The organism is Kribbella sp. NPDC023855, from assembly GCF_040639475.1.
Classification (GTDB): domain Bacteria; phylum Actinomycetota; class Actinomycetes; order Propionibacteriales; family Kribbellaceae; genus Kribbella.
This window is the reverse complement of the sequence record NZ_JBFAAA010000002.1, coordinates 455,853-472,901: the sequence shown is the minus strand read 5'-3', so window position 1 is coordinate 472,901 and position 17,049 is coordinate 455,853. Positions and strand designations below refer to the sequence as shown.

The following is a 17,049-nucleotide window of genomic DNA, read 5'->3' as shown; positions in this document are numbered from 1 at the left end:
GACCTCTCAAATGAAGCGAAACCCCAACGGTCGATCGAGTATCTATCAGAGCGCTGACGGCTACTGGCATGGCCGCGTGACGATGGGAGTCAAGGACGACGGGACGCCGGACAGGCGGCATATCGAGCGCAAGAGCAAGGCGGCGGTTGTTGCCCGAGTCAAGGAACTGGAGAAGGAGCGAGACGAGGGAATCGTCACGAAGCCGGGCAAGAAATGGACTCTTGAAGAGTGGCTGACGCATTGGCTCGAAAACATCGCGCGGCCGCACCTTCGGCACACGAGCTATTCCGCTTACAGGGTGGCGATCCACACGCATCTGATCCCGGGCCTCGGTGCTCACAAGCTCCAGAAGCTTGAACCGGAGCACCTGGAGAAGTTCTACCGGCGCATGACGGCGAACGGCAGCAAGCCCGCGACCGCACATCAGGTGCACCGAACCGTCAGGGTCGCGTTGGGAGAGGCGCTCAGGCGCGGGCATCTCAAAGCAAACCCCGCAGCAATCGCAAAGCCGCCACGGATCACCGATGAGGATGTGGAGCCGTTCTCGGTCGAGGAGTCGCAGCGCATCATGACGGAGGCAGGTAAGCGACCTAACGGCGCGCGGTGGGCTGTTGCTCTGTCACTCGGTCTGCGTCAGGGTGAAGCGCTCGCCTTGCGGTGGGCCGACGTCAATCTGGAGGCTCACGAGCTGCGTGTGAGATGGACTCGCCTACGTCCCATTTACGAACACCGATGCGGCGGGAAATGTGGTCGGCCTGACGCGGGCTATTGCCCTGAGCGAGTGCAGGTCAATCCGATCATCGGTGAGACCAAGAGTCGCGCCGGCAAGCGCACGATCGGCCTGCCGGACGAGCTAGTCGAGATCCTGCGCCAGCATCGCGCGGAGCAGGACAAGGCGCGGCGGATAGCTCGGCAGATGTGGAACGAAGGAGGCTGGGTTTTCGCCTCGCCAACGGGCGAGCCTTTGAATCCCAACACTGACTATCACGAGTGGAAGGCGCTGCTTAAGCGAGCTGAGGTCAGAGATATGCGCCTTCATGATGCGCGGCACACGGCGGCGACCATGCTCCTCGCCCTGGGCGTAACTGAGCGCGCGGCGATGGGGATCATGGGTTGGTCCTCGACGGCTATGGCTGCCCGCTACCAGCACATGACCGATCCCATTCGGCGCGACATCGCCAAGCGAGTCGGCGGGCTGCTGTGGGCGACTGCTGATGACGAGGTCCGGCCGGAGGACGAAGACCCGGACGACGGTGCGGCGGGAGTCCTGGCCACGGCGTAGGGACAACTGAGACGGAAACTGAGACGGAATGACTGAGGGGCGGTTCCCAGACTGGGAACCGCCCCTCAGTGTGTTCGTCCTCTGCGAGTGCCCGTATTGCGCTCTGACCTGCGGAAACACAGGTCAATCGGCCTCTCGGAGAGTGGCGGAGGATACGAGATTCGAACTCGTGAGGGGTTGCCCCCAACACGCTTTCCAAGCGTGCGCCCTAGGCCTCTAGGCGAATCCTCCAAGGCGAGAGGATACGCGAGGTCGGGGTGGGGAGGAAAATCGGGGGTCGCGCGGGGGTGGGGGTCCTAGGGTTGGGGGATGGAGATTGCGCCTGATCCGGGGGTTGTGCATCCGATGGCGGGGGTTGAGCGGGTGGTCCTGCTCAAGGCGGTGGTGGACTCGCCGTTGGTGCAGGTGGGGGACTACTCGTACTACGACGACCCGGTCGAGCCCGAGCGGTTCCTGGAGAAGAACGTGCTTTACCACTACGGGCCGGAGCTGCTCCGAATCGGGAAGTACTGCGCCCTCGCCGAGGGGGCGACGTTCGTGATGAACGGGGCCAACCACCGGATGGACGGGCCGTCCACGTTTCCGTTCCCGATCATGGGTGGGCCGTGGGCCGAGCACTTCGGGCTGATCACCGGGTTGCCGGGGCGGGGTGACACGGTCGTGGGGAACGACGTGTGGATCGGGTACGGCGCGACCGTCATGCCGGGTATCCGGATCGGCGACGGGGCGATCATCGCGTCGAAGGCGGTGGTGGTCGACGACGTACCGGAGTACGGGATCGTCGGTGGGAATCCCGCGAAACTGATCCGGAAGCGGTTCCCTGACGAGGACATCGCGCGGCTGCTCGCGATCGCCTGGTGGGACTGGCCGGTGGACAAGGTGACCAGGCATGTTCCGGCGATCATGGCCGGCAGCATCGACGAGCTGGAGAAGGCTCAGTGACTGTACTGCGGGAAATCGCGCCGGCTGATCTCGATGCGCTGCAGGAACTGATCGAGTCGGACCCGGGTTATACCGAGCGGATCACCGGCCATCCGCCGGGTCCAGCCGATGCGCAGAGTCTCTTGATGATGCGGCCGGAGGGGCTACCGGAGGAATCGAAGAAGGTTCTCGGGTTCTGTGATGGCGAACAGCTCGTCGCGGTGGTCGATCTGTTGCGCGGATATCCCAATGAACACACGGCTTTTATCGGCCTGCTGCAAGTCCACGGTGAGCAGCAAGGCCGAGGTGCAGGCGCAGCGGCGTACCGGGAAATGCAGCGGTACGTCGAGCGGGAATGGCCGGAGGTGCGGACGCTGAGGCTGGCCGTGGTGGACACGAATGCCCAGCAGGCACAGGGGTTTTGGGTGCGGCAGGGGTTTGAGGCTACGGGCGAGGTCAAGCCATATAAGTACGACAAAGTGGAGAGCGTTGCGCGGCTCTATGAGAAGCGGTTGGGGTGGGCACATCCGCATTTGCAGGTGAAGGCGTCGAAGATCGCGGGGCAAGGACTCTTCGCGCGCGAGCCTATCTTCGAAGGTGAAGTCGTTGCGGTGTTGGCGGGGCGCAAGGTTGCGACCGCGCAATTGCGGGAACTTCTGATGCGTCCGCCGGTGGACTCGATCACGCTGGATGATGACGAACACCTTGTGCTGCCCAGTGATCCACGGCCTGTGATTGCTTATGGCAACCATAGTTGTGATCCCAACATGTGGTGGACCGATGCGGTCACGCTGCGGGCGCGGCGCGACATCGGTGGAGGTGAAGAGGTCACCAGCGACTACGGGACCAGTACCGGCGTGGATTTCGAGATGGCCTGTCGGTGCGGCTCAGTGTTGTGTCGCGGGAAGGTCACCGGGGAGGACTGGAGGCGTGAGGACCTCCAGGCTCGGTACGGCGATCACTGGATCCCGGTGTTGCTACGAAAGCAACGCGGGGGCTAGCGCCTGCCACTGTGCGATCGGCTGCGGGCCGGTCACGCCGGTGATGACGTTGATGGCGACGTGGTCGGCGCCGGCGGTGTGGTGCTGGTGGAGCTTGTCGGCGATCTGGGTCGGGGTACCCCAGGCGGCCAGGGAGTCGATCAGGTGGTCGGGGAGGTCAGCCAGGTCGGCGTCGGTGAAACCTTGGCGCTTGAGCGATGCGGCATAGCCGGGGAGCTTCGGGAAGAAGCTGATGGTGTCCCGGGCGATGGCGCGAGCCCGCTCCGGGTCGGTCTCGAGGACGACCAGGTGGGAGACGGCGAGCAGCTTGTCCGGGCCGAGGATCTGGCGCGCCTCGGCGGTGTACTTCGGTGTGATGAGGAACGGGTACGCGCCAGAGGTGCGATCGCGGGCGAGCTCCAGCATCCGCGGCCCGAGCGCCGCCAACAGCCGATGCTCAACCGGTACGCCGGGCTGTCCTGCGGTGTCGTCGAGTTGGTCGAGGAAGGCGTTGAGGGTGGCGATCGGGTGGGGGCCGTGGGCGCCGCCGAGGCCGACGGTGAATCGGCCGGGTGCGGTCGCCGCCAGGTCGGCGTACGCGGAAGTCACCTCCGCGGCGGAGTATGTGTCGACCGCGAGGATGCCGGTGACGAACCTGATCGTCGAGGTCGCGTCGATGAGGTCGGTGATGGTCGGCAGGCCGGGCAGCGGGCCGCCGGACAGCCAGATGGCCGGGTAGCCCGCCTCCTCCGCGGCGGCCGCCGCCTCGAGCGAGTGGGGGCTGCCGTCCAGCCCGGTCGTGATCCCGAAAGCACCGAAGTCAAGGCTCGTCATAACGGTGCCAACCCGCGGCAGCCCGCCGGCATTCCACCAGTCGTGGGGGCGGATTCGGAGGGTCGGGGGGTGATCGCGTATGCTTTCGGACGGTTCCCCGCGTGGCGGTATCTCGCCCAACTCCCCCAGGGCCGGAAGGCAGCAAGGGTAAGTGAGCTCTTCCGGGTGCGCGGGGAATCCTCATGTCCGGACCCCCTTCGGCAGACCGCTCGGCGGTGCGAAATAGGCTTGGGATCGACGATCACGCCTACGAGGGAGTCCGATGAGCGAGCTCGACCGCCGGTACCTGCAGGAACTGATCATCGACGAGCTCGGAGTGTCGCCGTCCTTCGATGCGGAGCTCGAGATCGAGCGCCGGATCAGCTTCCTGGCCGACCGCCTCCGCCTCTCGGGCGCCACGGCGTACGTGCTCGGCATCTCCGGCGGCGTCGACTCCAGTACTGCGGGACGCCTCTGCCAGCTGGCCGTCGAGCGGGTCCGCGCGGCTGGTGGCAACGCGACGTTCATCGCGATGCGGCTCCCGTACGGCGTACAGGCTGACGAGGACGATGCGCAGCGGGCACTCGAGTTCATTCGCCCTGACGAGACGCTCACGGTCGACGTGAAGCCGGCCACGGACGCGATGGTCGAAGCGGTCAAGCACGAGCTCGGCGAGCGCGCTGACTTCCACGCCGGCAACGTGAAGGCCCGGCAGCGGATGATCGCGCAGTACGCGGTCGCCGGTGCGCGCGGCGGGCTGGTCATTGGGACGGATCACGCGGCCGAGGCGGTGATGGGGTTCTTCACGAAGTACGGCGATGGCGCCTGCGACCTGACTCCGCTCGCGGGGCTGACCAAGCGGCGGGTGCGCGCGGTGGGCTCGCAGCTCGGCGCGTCCGACGTGATCACCGGGAAGGTGCCGACGGCCGACCTGGAGAGTGGCAACCCGGGCGTCCCGGACGAGGTGGTCCTGGGCGTGACCTACGACGAGATCGACGACTTCCTCGAAGGCAAGCAGGTCAGCGACAAGGCCGCCGAGACGATCATCTCCTACCACCGCCGCACCATCCACAAGCGCGCCGTCCCGATCGCCCCCTGACCACCGGTACTACGCCCTGAGAGCGAACTCCGTCACCAGTCGCGTGTACTCGCCGGCCGCCTCGGCATGCACGAAATGGCCGGCACCCTCGAACGGTCGATAGGTGCCGTCAGCAACATCCAACTGGAACCGGCCGATCTCCGTCGGGCTGGTCACCGGGTCGTGCTCGCCCTTGATCAGCAGCGCGGGCTGGGGCAGTTCGGCGAGCAGGGGCAGGAGCGACTCGACGAATTCCGGAGTACGGACAATGGTTTCCGCAAAACGGCCTGCGCGGCTCTGGATCTCGTCGGGCAGTTCGTCGGCCGGCAGCTTCAGCTCTCGCGAGGCCGGGCCGAGATAGAGCTCCATCCGGCGGTCGCCGAGGCGCGCCAGCATGCCGATCCGGGCGGTCCACATGTCGGTGGTCGCCGGGCCGTTGTCCGCCAGCAGGTCCTCGATGCCTTCGTCCAGTCCGAGTTCGCGGAGTAGGGGTCGGCCTGCCACCAGGAGGGTTCGGGTGACGAGCTCCATGTCCCAGGCCGGGTTCTCGAAGATCACCCGGTCGACCGTGCCGGGGTGCGTCACGGCGTACCGGAGTGCCAGCCGGCCGCCGTACGAGTGACCGAGGATCGTCCAGCTGTCGATGCGCAGTGCTTCTCGCACCGCCTCGTAGTCCGCGATGAGGTCGTGCTCGGTGACCGGACCTGCCAGCGGATCGGAGTGCTGTACGCCGCGCTGGTCGACGGCGATCAGTCGCACTTGCTTCGCCAGTGCGTCGCCCTGGAATGCCAGGAAGTCGTAGGTGCCCGAGCCGGGGCCGCCGTGGAGGTAGAGGAGAGCCGGAGCGTGCGCGGGACCACGCTGGTCGACGTACAGGCGGGTGCCGCGAATCTCCATCAACATGTGGGGCAGCGTAGTTGGGCCTACGGTGGAGGGACGGTCTATCGCTGGAGGGCTGATGGTCGACTTCTCGCTCAGTGAGGAACAGCGCGCGATTCGCGAGACGACGCGCGAGTTCGTCCGCAAGGAACTGATGCCGCTGGAGAACGAGGTGCTCAAGCGGGAGCGCGAAGGCCTGCCGGGGGTCGAGCCGGAGGTGCTCAAGGCGCTCCGGCTGAAGGCGAAGTCGTTCGGGTTCTGGGGGTTGAGCACGCCGGAGGAGTACGGCGGGATGGACCTGTCGGCGGTCGACCAGGCGCTCATCACGAGTGAGCTGGGGCGGACCTTCGTACCGTTCTCGTTCGGTGGCGAGGCCGACAACATCCTCTACGAGAGCAGCGAGGAGCAGCGGAAGGAGTACCTGCTGCCGACGATTTCCGGAGAGCGGAAGTCGTGTTTCGCGATCACCGAACCGGGTGCCGGCTCGGACACCCGGGCGATCCGGACCACCGCGCGGCGCGATGGGGACGAGTGGGTGATCCGCGGCGAGAAGACCTTCATCACCGGCGGCAACGAGGCCGATTTCGCGATCGTCATCGCCGTCACCGACGCGGAGAAGGGCTCGAAGGGCGGCTTCACGGCCTTCCTCGTCGACCGGGATCGCGGCTGGACCTCCGACCCGATCATCACGATGGGCCAGGCGATGCCGGCGACCCTCAACTTCGACGACGTACGGGTGCCGCACGATCATGTCCTCGGCGAGATCGGTCAAGGCTACGAGCTCGCGATGCGCTGGATCATGAAGGGCCGCTTCATCATCCCGGCGCGGGGTATCGGTGCCTGCGAACGCCTGCTCCAGTTGGCGATCGACCACGCTACCACCCGGCAGACCTTCGGCAGCCCGATCGGTGACAACCAGGCAATCCAGTGGATGATCGCCGACTCCGAGGTCGAACTGGAGGCGGCCCGCTGGCTGGTCCTGTACGCCGCGTGGGCCGTGGACCAGGGTCGCCCACCGCAGCACGACAGCGCGATCGCCAAGCTCTACGGCACCAACACGGTCAACCGCGTGGCCGACCGCGTGCTGCAGATCCACGGCGGCATGGGCTACACCAAGGAGTTGCCGGTCGAGCGCTGGTTCCGGGAGGTACGCCTGTGGCGCATCTTCGAAGGCACCGACGAGATGCAGCGCCTGATCATCTCCCGCGACCTACTCCGCGGCTACCGAAAACCAGGCGCCCACTTCAACTGACCTCAGCTGTCCAGCAGTACTGCGTCCGCCCGCGCGCGCCGGCGGTTCCGGAGCCAGTGGCCAAGCGTGATCAGACCGAAGCCGACGGCGTAGACCAGGTAGTGACGACGGCGCGGACGCGGCTCGGGAGAACCCCGCCGTCGTCTCGGCCTTGCTTGGTCCCCGGCGTTCGGAGCTGGAACCTTTGTCGCCAAGGGAGCTGGAGGTGCTCGGACTGGTTGCCGAGGGCCACTCGAACGCGGCTATCGCGGGTCGGCTCTTCGTCACCGACCGTACGGTCGAGAGCCACCTGCGCTCGATCTTCCAGAAGCTGTCGCTCGACGAGTCGTCGGCGACGCATCGTCGGGTGCATGCCGTGCTCACCTATCTGCGCAACAGCGAGGTTTAGGAAACAGCCGCCAGGCGCTCTAGCCGTACTGCGGCGATGCCGCGGTAGGCGGAGCGTAGTACGGCGGCCAGTGCGCCTTTGTGCTCGAAGGAGTGGGTGACCAGGCCTTGGTCGATCAGCCAGACGCCGTCTTCGTGGAAGCCGGGGACCTGCCAGGTGATGTCGATTCGGTCGGGGGAGATCGTTGTGTACTCGAGCCAGCCGGTCAGGCCGGGCCGTACGCGCAAGCGGTAACGCTGGCCGACGACTGGTGTCTTGGGGCCTTCAATGCTGAGGAAGGCCTCGTTCCAGGACGGTAGGTCCAGTGGGGCTAGCAGTGCGGTGGCGGGTGAACCACTGATCTGCAGAGTTGCTTGTTCCATGGGGATTCACTCCTTCTCGGCGGCGCGTCGGCGGGCTAGCGCTTCTCCTGCAGGGAAGCCGCCGGCGAGTGCGCGCAGGGTGGTGAGGGTCTCGGCCACTGGTTGTCCGGTGACGAGTTGAGCGATGGTGTCGTGCAGGTGCTCTTCGACGGTGGCGACGCGCTTGCTGAGCGCTTTGCCTTCTGGGGTGAGGCTCAGGGCGAGATACCGGCGGTCCTCGGGGTCCGTGTCGCGCTGGACCAGGCCCTGCGCGACCAGGCGATCCACTAGGCGGCTGGGGCTGTTGCCTGTCTCGCAGACGAGCAATCCACCGAGTGCGTTGAGGGTTAGGGGGCCGTGGTCGCGGAGTACTCGCAGTACCTCGCCTTGTGACGGCGTGACTCCCAGCGGGCGGAGCTCGGCGGCCAGCAGCCGGTTGCCTTCTCGCTGGATCGCCAGGATCAGGTAGCGCAGTTCCTCTGCGACCTTCATGGGCTGACGCTTGCGTCGCTGGTCTTCATGGTCAATAGATTACACGACATGTATGTCGTGTCAACTATTTGGTTAGTGGGGCTTTGGGTTCTTGCTGAGTGCAGTCGCGGGTCGGTGTGCGGTCATGGCCAAGCTGACATCGGTGCTGGCACAGTGGGGCCATGAAGGGACTCATGCAGGACTACCAGCTGTCCTTGGACACCATCTTCCGCCGGGCTGAGGAGTTCTTCCCGGACAAGACCGTCCATACCGGCGGCCCAGCGCCCACCACGACGACGTACGCCGAATGGGCCGCACGGACCAGACAGCTGGGCGGCGTGCTCGACACGTTGGGCATCAGCGCCGATGGCCGGGTCGGGACGTTCGCGTGGAACTCGGGGCGCCACCTCGAGCTGTACTTCGCGGCGCCGTGTACCGGGCGAGTCCTGCACACGCTCAACATCCGGCTCTTCCCAGAGCAGGTCATCTACATCGCGAACCACGCCGAGGACGAGGTCATCTTCGTCGACCGCTCGTTGCTCGGGCTGTTCCTGCCATTGCTCGACCGATTGCCACTGGTTCGGCACGTCGTGGTGATGGACGATCTTCCGGCCGGTGCTCCCGGCGTCGAGGTGCCGGACGATGCGCGCTTCCACGACTACGAGGAGTTGCTCGCAGCCGCCTCGCCGGTCGACTTCCACGTCGAGGATGAGAACCAGGCGGCCGCGATGTGTTACACGAGCGGGACGACTGGCAATCCGAAGGGCGTCGTGTACTCGCACCGGTCGACCTGGCTGCACTCGATCGGCGTGCTCACCAACGCGGGGCTCGGGTTGAACGAGACCGACACAGTGATGCCAGTGGTGCCGATGTTCCACGCGAACGCCTGGGGTCTCGCGCACGCGGCGCCGATGGCTGGGGCGAGCCTTGTCTTCCCAGGGCCGGACATGTCACCGCAGGGCATTCTCAAACTCCTGCAGGAGCAGGAGGTCACGCTGACGGCCGGCGTCCCGACGATCTGGCAAGGCCTGTTGCCGTTGCTGGACGGGGTGGAGCTGCCGAAGCTGCGCCGGATTCCATGTGGTGGTTCGGCCGTGCCGCTCGCGTTGTCCGAGGCTTTCCGGGAGAAGCTGGGCAAGCCGATCCTGCAGGCGTGGGGGATGACCGAGACGAGCCCGGTGGCTACGGCGGCGCATGTCCCGCTGCGTGACCAGGGCCTGCCCGAGGAGGAGCAGGCGAAACTGCGCGCCCGGCAAGGGCTGCCACTGCCGGGTGTCGAGGTTCGAATCGTCGAGCCCGGATCGACCACCCCGCTGCCATGGGACGACGAGGCGACGGGTGAGCTACAGGTCCGGGGTCCGTGGATCGCGGCGGAGTACTACCGGCCTGACGACGGCGTCCAGCTGAACACCGAAGACGGCTGGATGAAGACGGGTGACGTTGCCGCGATCGACCAGTACGGATCGGTGCGCCTCGTCGACCGCACCAAGGACCTGGTGAAGTCCGGCGGCGAGTGGATCAGCTCGGTGGAACTGGAGAACCTGCTGATGGCCCACCCCGCAATCAAGGAAGCCGCCGTAATCGGCGTGCCCCACCCCAAGTGGGACGAACGGCCGCTGGCCTGCGTAGTACTGCAGGAAGGTTCATCAGTCACCTCGGAGGAAATCCTCGCCTACCTGGAGCCCCTGGTAGCCAAGTGGTGGCTCCCCGACGCAGTCGAGTTCATCGAAGAGGTCCCCAAAACCAGCGTCGGCAAATTCTCCAAAAAAGACCTAAGAACCCGCTTCGCCAACTACCACCTCAGCTAACCCGCTGCCCACCTCCCGGCGCCCACCGCGCCGAGAGGCAGGTAACACTCTCCCCGCGGGGCTGCTCCGGCTCGCGTGCTCAGTCGGGTGCCGCGAACCAGCGCAAGTAGTCGTCATCCACTTCCGGCAGGTACGGCGCCCGCTTCTCCGGCCAAACTGCTCCACTCGCGTACTTTTGGAGGGCCGGGCGCCCGTCGACGAGAGCACCTGCGACGTCGTCGAGCATTTCACCGACACTGCTCCACCAAGGCGCCGACGCCGGCCCACCTTCGGCGTACCACTCCCAGACACACCCGCGCTGGTCACCGTCTCGCAAGTCGACGTACAGCAGCCCGGCATCAGCCGCTTCCGCAATCGGCAGAAAGCTGTCCAGCCAGTCCATCGACGACTGCCCCGCAGCGTCGCTTTCGCCTGGCCGAGCGCCGGAGCCGAAGATCTGCCGCTGGATCTTCTGCAGCATCTGCCGCGTTTTTAGCATGTCCGTTACCGGGACGAGGTTGTAGAGCGTCGGGATCAGCGAACCCCGGACCGATCGATGCTGCGTACCGTTGGCAAGCTCGAGTAGCTCAACCAGGTCAGCCGGCAGCGGGCGATTGATCGCGGCTTCGAGGTAGCGGAGATCGACGGCCGTGGCAGGTGGGTTGACCAAGGTGGCCGTGGCCGGGTGGTGGACGGCGAGCCAGCCGGTGATCCGGGACCAGGACGTGGCGACGGACATGTGTCCTATCAGCTCCGGTTCGCGACAGTCGGGAGGTGGACTGCGGGCAAGCGGCTCACCGCGAACGCATTCGTCGAACCCAGCATGCCGCGCAGTCTAATCCGGGCCGAGCTCTCCGACGCGGCAAGTGTCTGGATCTCTTACAGGGCGGGGGATTCGCGCCAGTCCAGGTAGGTGATGAGGGTGGCGTCGGCTCGCAGGCGGCGCAGGCTGCGGTGGTGGAGTTGGGAGATGCGGCGGTTGAGTTCGGCGCCGACTCGTTCGGGGCGGCCGGCGGGTGAGGAGTGCATTTCGTCCAGCGCGGCGCGGATGATCGCCATCGGGAAGTCTCCTTCTCGCAGGAGGCGCACGAGGTGTGCGTCGCGGGCGGCGACGTCGAACGCGCGGTAGCCGGTGGCACGTTCGCGGGAGGGAGTGATGAGGCCTTCCTGTTCCCAGAAGCGCAGTGCCGAGGTGCGAACGTCCAGGAGGTCCGCGAGCTAGCCGATCCGCAAGGCCGTGCCCTGCGATCCTGCTCGGGGCTGCGTTCACGGTGGGAACCATGCTGCTGTGGCGGACCGGCGTGCGGCGCTACACCGGTGCCACCTCGTAGTACCGCGGGAGGTGGGTGCGCTCGGTATCGTGGCCGGATGCGCGGGATCATCCTGGCCGGTGGGGACGGGACCCGGCTGCATCCGTTGACCTTGGGTGCCAGCAAGCAACTGTTGCCGGTGTACGACAAGCCGATGATCTACTACCCCTTGTCGACGCTGATCCTGGCGAACATCCGCGAGGTCCTGGTGATCACCCGGCCCGAGGACACCGCGCAGTTCCGGCGGTTGCTCGGCGACGGTTCGCAGTTCGGGATGGAGATCTCGTACGCCGAACAGTCGCGCCCCGACGGTCTTGCCCAGGCGTTCCTGATCGGGGAGTCGTTCATCGGGTCGGAGCCGATCGCGCTGGCTCTCGGCGACAACATCTTCTACGGGCCGGGACTCGGTCTGCACCTGCAACGGTTCAACCAGGTCGACGGCGGGGTCATCTTCGCGTATCGGGTGGCCGACCCCTCGGCGTACGGGGTGGTCGAGTTCGATGCCGACGGGCGGGCGTTGAGTATCGAGGAGAAACCGGAACGGCCGAAGAGCAAGTACGCAGTACCGGGGCTTTACTTCTATTCCAGCGATGTCGTCGAGGTTGCCAAGGAGATCAGGCCGTCGGCGCGGGGTGAGTTGGAGATCACCGCGGTCAATGCGAGTTATCTGCAGGACAAGCGGCTCCAGGTCGAGGTGCTGCCGCGCGGTACGGCGTGGCTCGACACCGGGACCTTCGACGCGCTGATGGCGGCCGGCGAGTTCGTGCGCGCCGTCGAGACGCGGCAGGGCCAGAAGATCAGCTGTCCGGAGGAGATCGCCTGGCGACGCGGCTTCATCGACGACGCCGGCCTGCAGCGCTGCGCCGACGCCCTCCCGAAGTCCGGCTACGGCGAATACCTCCTCGGCCTCCTGGAGGAGGGTCTCCGCTGAACCTCACGACAGAATTCCGCCAGCTTCGGGGACTGCCGCGCCATACGTTCGAAGTATGACGAACAGCTCCACTGTGGCGATCCTCGACCGCTTCTACGCCGCCGAGACCGAGTACGTCGCCGCGGGCGGCCGCGGGAAAACCGACTTCGCGCCGGTCGCAGCGGTGCTGGATCCCGACGTACTGCTCACCGTCCAGCCCGGGCTGCCGTACAGCGGGAGTTGGCGCGGGCACGCCGGCCTGGAGGAGTTCCAAGCGATCTTCAGCCGGGCCTGGTCGTCGATCGAGTTCCTCGAGACCAGCCAGATCGTCGACGGGGATCAGGTCGCCGCGCGGTTGCGGGTGCGGTTCACGGCGCGGGCGACCGGGCGTGAGCTGGAGACTTCGCTGGTGCAGCTGAACTCGGTCCGGGCCGGGCTGGTGACGGAGTTCCAGACGTTCTACTGGGATCCGGCTGCAGTCTCGGGGCTGTTCGACTGAACGTACTGCGCGGTTCCGGGGCCGGTGGAGCCGGGTTGGAGGACGGCGGGGAGGATTTGTCGGCGCTCGGCGCTAGGGTTGCCGTCGTGGAAGCACCCCTTGCGTTGTACCGCCGGTATCGCCCGGAGACGTTCTCCGAGGTGATCGGGCAGGACCATGTCACTGTTCCGCTGCGGAACGCGCTGAGCAACAACCGGGTCAACCACGCCTACCTGTTCTCCGGTCCGCGCGGCTGTGGCAAGACGACCAGCGCCCGGATCCTGGCCCGCGCGATCAACTGCGAGAAGGGCCCGATCGCCGAGCCGTGCGGGGTCTGCAAGTCCTGCACCGACCTGGCCCGCGGCGGTCCCGGAAGCATCGACGTGATCGAGATCGACGCCGCCTCGCACGGTGGGGTGGACGACGCGCGCGACCTGCGCGAGCGGGCCTTCTTCGCGCCGGTCGAGAGCCGCTACAAGATCTACATCATCGACGAGGCGCACATGGTCACCACGCAGGGCTTCAACGCCCTGCTGAAGCTGGTCGAGGAGCCGCCGCCGCACCTGAAGTTCATCTTCGCGACGACCGAGCCCGACAAGGTGATCGGCACGATCCGGTCGCGCACCCACCACTACCCGTTCCGGCTCGTCCCGCCGAAGGCGCTCGCCGACTACATGGCGACCCTGTGCGAGTCCGAGGGCGTCACGATCGAGCCGGCCGCGTTGCCGCTGGTGGTCCGCGCGGGTGCGGGCTCGGTGCGTGACTCGCTGAGCGTGCTCGACCAGTTGATGGGTGGTGCCGACGCCGAGGGTGTGACGTATCGGCTCGCCGTACAGCTGCTCGGTTTCACGCCGGACTCGCTGCTCGACGCGTGCGTGGACGGGTTCGCGGCGCACGACAGCAAGGCCGTGTTCAAAACGATCGAGAAGGTCATCGAGACCGGGCAAGACCCGAAGCGCTTCGCCGAGGACCTGCTTCGGCGGTTGCGTGATCTGGTGATCTTGTCTGCGGTGCCGAACGCGGTGGCCTCCGGGCTGATCGAGGCGGCGGAGGACCAGGGCGAGCGGTTGCAGACCCAGGCGGCAGGCATCGGCCCGGCCGAGCTGACCCGCGCGGCCGACATCGTCGCGGCCGGTCTGCTGGAGATGCGCGGCGCGACGGCTCCGCGCCTTCAGCTGGAACTGATCTGCGCCAAGGTACTGCTGCCTGGCGCTGACGACTCCACCAACGGCATCCAGGCCCGCCTCGACCGCATGGAACGCCGCCTCACCATCACAGGCGGAGCACCCGGTACTGCGCCTGTTGCCGGTACTGCGAACTTCGGTGGCGCGGCTGGTGGGGTCGGTCCGGCCGGTACTGCGCCTGGCGGTGGCTACGCGGATCAGCCTGCTGCTGGGCACACTGGCCAGTCGGGCATGCAGGCCGTCCCGTCAGGTATGGCAGCCGGGCAACCTGGCGTGCCAGTCGGGCAACCGGCCGCGCAGGCCGGACGGGATGCTGGGCAGCTGGCGGCGGCGGGGCAGGCAGCGGCGGCAGGGCAGGGAGCAGCGTCTGGGCAGGCAGCAGGGTTTGGCCAAGGAGCGGCGTCTGGGCAGGCAGCCGCAGGTGGACCTGCGGGGCACGCTGGCTCGGCGCCGGCAGGTGGGGCTGATCCGGCTGGAGCTGCGGCAGGTGGCTCGGGGCAGGTCGGTGGGAATGCAGGCCAGGAGCAGGGGCGGGGGTCCATGAGCGGGTCCGCGCCGGCGGCTGCGGCCGCGCAGGCCGCGCCGGCTCTGGTCAACAACACTGGGTCCCGGTCCGGGGCATGGGGCGATGAGCCGACGGGCGGATCCGCGCAAGGCGGGTCGGGTGCGGCGGCTCCGAATGTGACTCCTGCAGCCGCGGCTGCGCCGAGCGCTGCCTCTGCCAGTTCGAACGTGCCGGCTCAGGGTGCCGGGCCTTTGGCGGCGGGGACGTCGTCCGGGTCGGTCGGGCTGGTTGATGTTCGACGGCTGTGGCCGCAGATCCTCGAGGCGGTGAAGGCCAAGCGGCGGTTCGCCTGGATCATGCTCAGCCAGAACGCCCAGGTGATCGCGATCGACGAGCAGACACTCACGCTCGGACTCGTGAACGCCGGCGCACGGGAGAGCTTCGCCCGATCCGGTAGCGACGAGATCCTCCGACAGGCGATGATCGACACCCTCGGCCTCAACCGCCGGGTGGAAGCGGTGGTCGACCCGTCCAGCGATCCGACCGCAACAGCACCCGCAGCGCCTCAGTCAGCCAGCGCGCCACCCTCGTCATCCTGGGACGCCCCCGCCACTTCGCCCAACCCCGGCAACGCACCGGGCAGCTACGCACCAGCCGGCGGAAATGCACCAGCAGGCGCGGCACCAGCCGGCAGCGCGCAGGCAGGTGGCAACGCGGCAGGTGGCGTTGGCGGCGGCGCACCGGCAGGAGGTGCGGCAGGTGGAGCTAGCACACCAGCAGGCGGTGCGGCAGGTGGAGCTGGCGCACCAGCAGGCGGCGGTGCGGCAGGCGGCGTTGGCGGTGGGGCATCGGCAGGCGGTGCGACAGGCGGCAGTGGCGTAGCGCCAGGCGGTGGTGGGCAAGCGGGCGATGCGGGAGCCTCGGGAGGCTCCGGGAGCAACGCACCGACTGGCGGCCACTCGGGTCCCGGCATGGGGAATGCAGCAAGCGCGCCGAACGGCGCAGGCGGCGCGAACGCGTCCGGCGCCAACGGCTCCGGAGCGAACACCGGCGGGGCAAACACCGGCGGCGCAAGCGCCGGCGGCGCAAGCACCGGCGGCGCGAACACCAGCGGTGCGAACGCTGGCGGTGCGGGCGGTCCTGGTGCCGGCGGTGCGGCCAATGGGGGTGTTGGAGCAGGGCAGGACTTCGCGTCGGCTGCTGGTACTGCGAACGCCTCCGTCGGCGGGGGTGCGGCTGGTGGTGCGGTGGCGACCGCAGTACGGGTGTCGGAGAACGCGGCGGGTCAGCTGGGAGCGGCGGGTTCGCCCACGGTCGTAGTACGGGATGCGGGGAACGAGCAGGCGGGGTTGCAGGCGGACCAGCAAGCTGGCGGACCGCCCGCGCCGGCTGCGAACCCGGCGCCGGCCACCGAGGATCGCCGCACCCAGGCGGCGAGCAAGCGCCGCGCGGCGGAGGCAGCTGTCGCGGCCGAGCAGAGTCGGCGCGCCGCCCAGGTACATGTCGAGGAAGCCCCGCTGACACCGGAGGAGGAGGCGGAAGCAATCGGCGACGACGACATCGTCCTCGAAGAAGACTCCCGCAGCCACACCGACCTACTAGCCGAAACCCTAGGCGCCCAAATCATCAGCGAAGAACCCAACTAACCCCACCGCTAGATCGGTGAGGAGACAGCAGCACGGCCTGCGGTACAGCCTCCCGCGAACGCTGACGCCTCGGCGTAAACGGCCAGCACCACCCACCGCAACCCCGCAGGCCCGGCAAACAACCGACCTGCACGCCCGCCCGTGTGTGGCGCCCGGGGCCAGCCCACAGACTGCGCCAACGGATCATCCGGCGCCGCAGACCAGGCGCGGCGCACCGCCGTCGATGTACCTCGGACGCCGCGTCGCCCGGTCGCCAGGTAGTCCGGTGAGTGCGGCTGTTGCTGGCTGCGGCCGCACATTCGCCGCCGGTAGGCGCAGCACCTCCGCCGCAGCACCACCACCGCCGGTAGGCGCAGCACCTCCGCCGCAGCACCACCGCAGCCGCAGCACCACCACCGCAGCACCTCCGCCGCAGCACCGCCACCACCGCAGCACCACCACCACCACAGCACCACCACCACCACCACCACCGCATCTCGCCCCCCCCGGCCCTTCGCCCCGGCACCTCACCACCACCGCACGCCGCTGACCGATCCCCCAGCAACAGCCGTCGGCAGCCGCGCCACCGCGGTCACCGGCCACACGCACCACGTCGATCCACTTGCGGGGTGGGTGGGGCTGGGGTTGTCCACAGGGGGTGGGGAGGGGGGTGGGCGGGGAGGTGGGGTTGTGCACAGGGTGTGGATAAAGGTGTCCACAACTTGTGGAAAGGGGTTGGGATACTTGTCGGTTTCCGGTGGGGTGGTGCCTGGCGGGGTGGGTTGTCCGGGGGACCGGCTAGGCTCGGGGAGCAAGTGGGACTGGCAATGGGATCGGACGGGAGA

Annotated in this window: 16 protein-coding genes, 1 tRNA gene and 1 other RNA gene; 11 read left to right on the top strand and 7 right to left on the bottom strand. The window is 67.5% G+C overall.

The window, feature by feature from the left end; genetic code table 11:
- Nucleotides 1–10: 10 nt before the first annotated feature.
- Nucleotides 11–1,282 (top strand): site-specific integrase, encoded by a 1,272-nt coding sequence (locus tag AB0F51_RS07935; RefSeq protein WP_360275760.1) that lies wholly within the window; start codon nucleotides 11–13, stop codon nucleotides 1,280–1,282.
- A 143-nt stretch (nucleotides 1,283–1,425) separates the two neighbouring features.
- On the opposite strand, the gene AB0F51_RS07930 is transcribed toward AB0F51_RS07935, so the two are convergent.
- Nucleotides 1,426–1,513: transfer RNA gene (locus AB0F51_RS07930), tRNA-Ser, on the bottom strand.
- A 78-nt stretch (nucleotides 1,514–1,591) separates the two neighbouring features.
- Between AB0F51_RS07930 and AB0F51_RS07925 the strand changes: the two genes are divergently transcribed.
- Together AB0F51_RS07925 and AB0F51_RS07920 are read left to right on the top strand one after the other, a co-directional pair.
- On the top strand, nucleotides 1,592–2,224 hold the full coding sequence (locus AB0F51_RS07925; protein WP_360275758.1) for a CatB-related O-acetyltransferase: 633 nt from the start codon (nucleotides 1,592–1,594) through the stop codon (nucleotides 2,222–2,224).
- Nucleotides 2,221–3,204, top strand: a complete 984-nt coding sequence (locus AB0F51_RS07920; protein ID WP_360275755.1) for a GNAT family N-acetyltransferase — start codon at nucleotides 2,221–2,223, stop codon at nucleotides 3,202–3,204. The genes AB0F51_RS07925 and AB0F51_RS07920 overlap by 4 nt, the downstream gene beginning before the upstream one ends.
- Here the strand turns inward: AB0F51_RS07920 and AB0F51_RS07915 are convergent.
- Complete coding sequence (locus AB0F51_RS07915; protein ID WP_360275752.1) at nucleotides 3,181–4,017, bottom strand: TIGR03620 family F420-dependent LLM class oxidoreductase; 837 nt, start codon at nucleotides 4,015–4,017, stop codon at nucleotides 3,181–3,183. The genes AB0F51_RS07920 and AB0F51_RS07915 overlap by 24 nt on opposite strands.
- Nucleotides 4,018–4,105: 88 nt before the next feature.
- Between AB0F51_RS07915 and ffs the strand changes: the two genes are divergently transcribed.
- Both ffs and nadE read left to right on the top strand, forming a co-directional pair.
- An RNA gene (gene ffs / locus AB0F51_RS07910) (signal recognition particle sRNA small type) lies at nucleotides 4,106–4,202 on the top strand.
- Nucleotides 4,203–4,279: 77 nt separating this feature from the next.
- Complete coding sequence (gene nadE / locus AB0F51_RS07905) at nucleotides 4,280–5,095, top strand: ammonia-dependent NAD(+) synthetase (protein ID WP_360275749.1); 816 nt, start codon at nucleotides 4,280–4,282, stop codon at nucleotides 5,093–5,095.
- Between the two features lie 9 nt (nucleotides 5,096–5,104).
- Here nadE and AB0F51_RS07900 read toward each other — a convergent pair whose 3' ends face one another.
- A complete protein-coding gene (locus AB0F51_RS07900) occupies nucleotides 5,105–5,977 on the bottom strand; it encodes an alpha/beta hydrolase (protein WP_360275746.1) in 873 nt (290 codons plus the stop codon).
- Nucleotides 5,978–6,032: 55 nt separating this feature from the next.
- On the opposite strand from AB0F51_RS07900, the gene AB0F51_RS07895 reads away from it, so the two are divergent.
- Both AB0F51_RS07895 and AB0F51_RS07890 read left to right on the top strand, forming a co-directional pair.
- The gene (locus tag AB0F51_RS07895) at nucleotides 6,033–7,205 is read left to right on the top strand and encodes an acyl-CoA dehydrogenase family protein (RefSeq protein ID WP_360275743.1); all 1,173 of its coding nucleotides are present in this window, start codon (nucleotides 6,033–6,035) and stop codon (nucleotides 7,203–7,205) included.
- 151 nt (nucleotides 7,206–7,356) lie between these two features.
- Nucleotides 7,357–7,593: a helix-turn-helix transcriptional regulator gene (locus AB0F51_RS07890; protein ID WP_360275741.1), complete on the top strand. Its 237-nt coding sequence runs from the start codon at nucleotides 7,357–7,359 to the stop codon at nucleotides 7,591–7,593.
- Here AB0F51_RS07890 and AB0F51_RS07885 read toward each other — a convergent pair.
- Complete coding sequence (locus tag AB0F51_RS07885) at nucleotides 7,590–7,955, bottom strand: hypothetical protein (protein ID WP_360275738.1); 366 nt, start codon at nucleotides 7,953–7,955, stop codon at nucleotides 7,590–7,592. The two genes, AB0F51_RS07890 and AB0F51_RS07885, sit on opposite strands and share 4 nt — an antisense overlap.
- A gap of 6 nt (nucleotides 7,956–7,961) precedes the next feature.
- Entirely contained in the window at nucleotides 7,962–8,426 is a 465-nt protein-coding gene (locus AB0F51_RS07880) for a MarR family transcriptional regulator (protein ID WP_360275735.1), read from the bottom strand.
- A 161-nt stretch (nucleotides 8,427–8,587) separates the two neighbouring features.
- Here AB0F51_RS07880 and AB0F51_RS07875 point away from each other — a divergent pair, with 161 nt between their 5' ends.
- Complete coding sequence (locus AB0F51_RS07875; protein WP_360275732.1) at nucleotides 8,588–10,213, top strand: long-chain fatty acid--CoA ligase; 1,626 nt, start codon at nucleotides 8,588–8,590, stop codon at nucleotides 10,211–10,213.
- Between the two features lie 79 nt (nucleotides 10,214–10,292).
- On the opposite strand, the gene AB0F51_RS07870 is transcribed toward AB0F51_RS07875, so the two are convergent.
- Nucleotides 10,293–10,931: an SMI1/KNR4 family protein gene (locus AB0F51_RS07870; RefSeq protein WP_360275729.1), complete on the bottom strand. Its 639-nt coding sequence runs from the start codon at nucleotides 10,929–10,931 to the stop codon at nucleotides 10,293–10,295.
- A 140-nt stretch (nucleotides 10,932–11,071) separates the two neighbouring features.
- Nucleotides 11,072–11,398, bottom strand: coding sequence for a MerR family DNA-binding transcriptional regulator (locus tag AB0F51_RS07865; protein WP_360277247.1), 327 nt, complete (start codon nucleotides 11,396–11,398; stop codon nucleotides 11,072–11,074).
- A 162-nt stretch (nucleotides 11,399–11,560) separates the two neighbouring features.
- Here AB0F51_RS07865 and rfbA point away from each other — a divergent pair, with 162 nt between their 5' ends.
- Genes rfbA through AB0F51_RS07850 form a run of 3 tightly spaced genes read left to right on the top strand, consistent with a single transcriptional unit; the run spans nucleotide 11,561 to nucleotide 16,225 of the window.
- The gene (gene rfbA / locus AB0F51_RS07860) at nucleotides 11,561–12,433 is read left to right on the top strand and encodes a glucose-1-phosphate thymidylyltransferase RfbA (RefSeq protein ID WP_360275727.1); all 873 of its coding nucleotides are present in this window, start codon (nucleotides 11,561–11,563) and stop codon (nucleotides 12,431–12,433) included.
- Nucleotides 12,434–12,488: 55 nt separating this feature from the next.
- Nucleotides 12,489–12,911 (top strand): nuclear transport factor 2 family protein, encoded by a 423-nt coding sequence (locus tag AB0F51_RS07855; protein ID WP_360275724.1) that lies wholly within the window; start codon nucleotides 12,489–12,491, stop codon nucleotides 12,909–12,911.
- A 35-nt stretch (nucleotides 12,912–12,946) separates the two neighbouring features.
- Nucleotides 12,947–16,225: a DNA polymerase III subunit gamma and tau gene (locus AB0F51_RS07850; protein WP_360275722.1), complete on the top strand. Its 3,279-nt coding sequence runs from the start codon at nucleotides 12,947–12,949 to the stop codon at nucleotides 16,223–16,225.
- The last annotated feature ends 824 nt before the right edge of the window (nucleotides 16,226–17,049 follow it).

Bases quoted from the DNA above. Each gene is read 5' to 3' on its own strand.
- AB0F51_RS07935 (WP_360275760.1), top strand. From the start codon at position 11: ATGAAGCGAAACCCCAACGGTCGATCGAGTATCTATCAGAGCGCTGAC.
- AB0F51_RS07925 (WP_360275758.1), top strand. From the start codon at position 1,592: ATGGAGATTGCGCCTGATCCGGGGGTTGTGCATCCGATGGCGGGGGTT.
- AB0F51_RS07915 (WP_360275752.1), bottom strand. From the start codon at position 4,017: ATGACGAGCCTTGACTTCGGTGCTTTCGGGATCACGACCGGGCTGGAC.
- nadE (WP_360275749.1), top strand. From the start codon at position 4,280: ATGAGCGAGCTCGACCGCCGGTACCTGCAGGAACTGATCATCGACGAG.
- AB0F51_RS07900 (WP_360275746.1), bottom strand. From the start codon at position 5,977: ATGTTGATGGAGATTCGCGGCACCCGCCTGTACGTCGACCAGCGTGGT.
- AB0F51_RS07895 (WP_360275743.1), top strand. From the start codon at position 6,033: ATGGTCGACTTCTCGCTCAGTGAGGAACAGCGCGCGATTCGCGAGACG.
- AB0F51_RS07885 (WP_360275738.1), bottom strand. From the start codon at position 7,955: ATGGAACAAGCAACTCTGCAGATCAGTGGTTCACCCGCCACCGCACTG.
- AB0F51_RS07880 (WP_360275735.1), bottom strand. From the start codon at position 8,426: ATGAAGGTCGCAGAGGAACTGCGCTACCTGATCCTGGCGATCCAGCGA.
- AB0F51_RS07875 (WP_360275732.1), top strand. From the start codon at position 8,588: ATGAAGGGACTCATGCAGGACTACCAGCTGTCCTTGGACACCATCTTC.
- AB0F51_RS07870 (WP_360275729.1), bottom strand. From the start codon at position 10,931: ATGTCCGTCGCCACGTCCTGGTCCCGGATCACCGGCTGGCTCGCCGTC.
- rfbA (WP_360275727.1), top strand. From the start codon at position 11,561: ATGCGCGGGATCATCCTGGCCGGTGGGGACGGGACCCGGCTGCATCCG.
- AB0F51_RS07855 (WP_360275724.1), top strand. From the start codon at position 12,489: ATGACGAACAGCTCCACTGTGGCGATCCTCGACCGCTTCTACGCCGCC.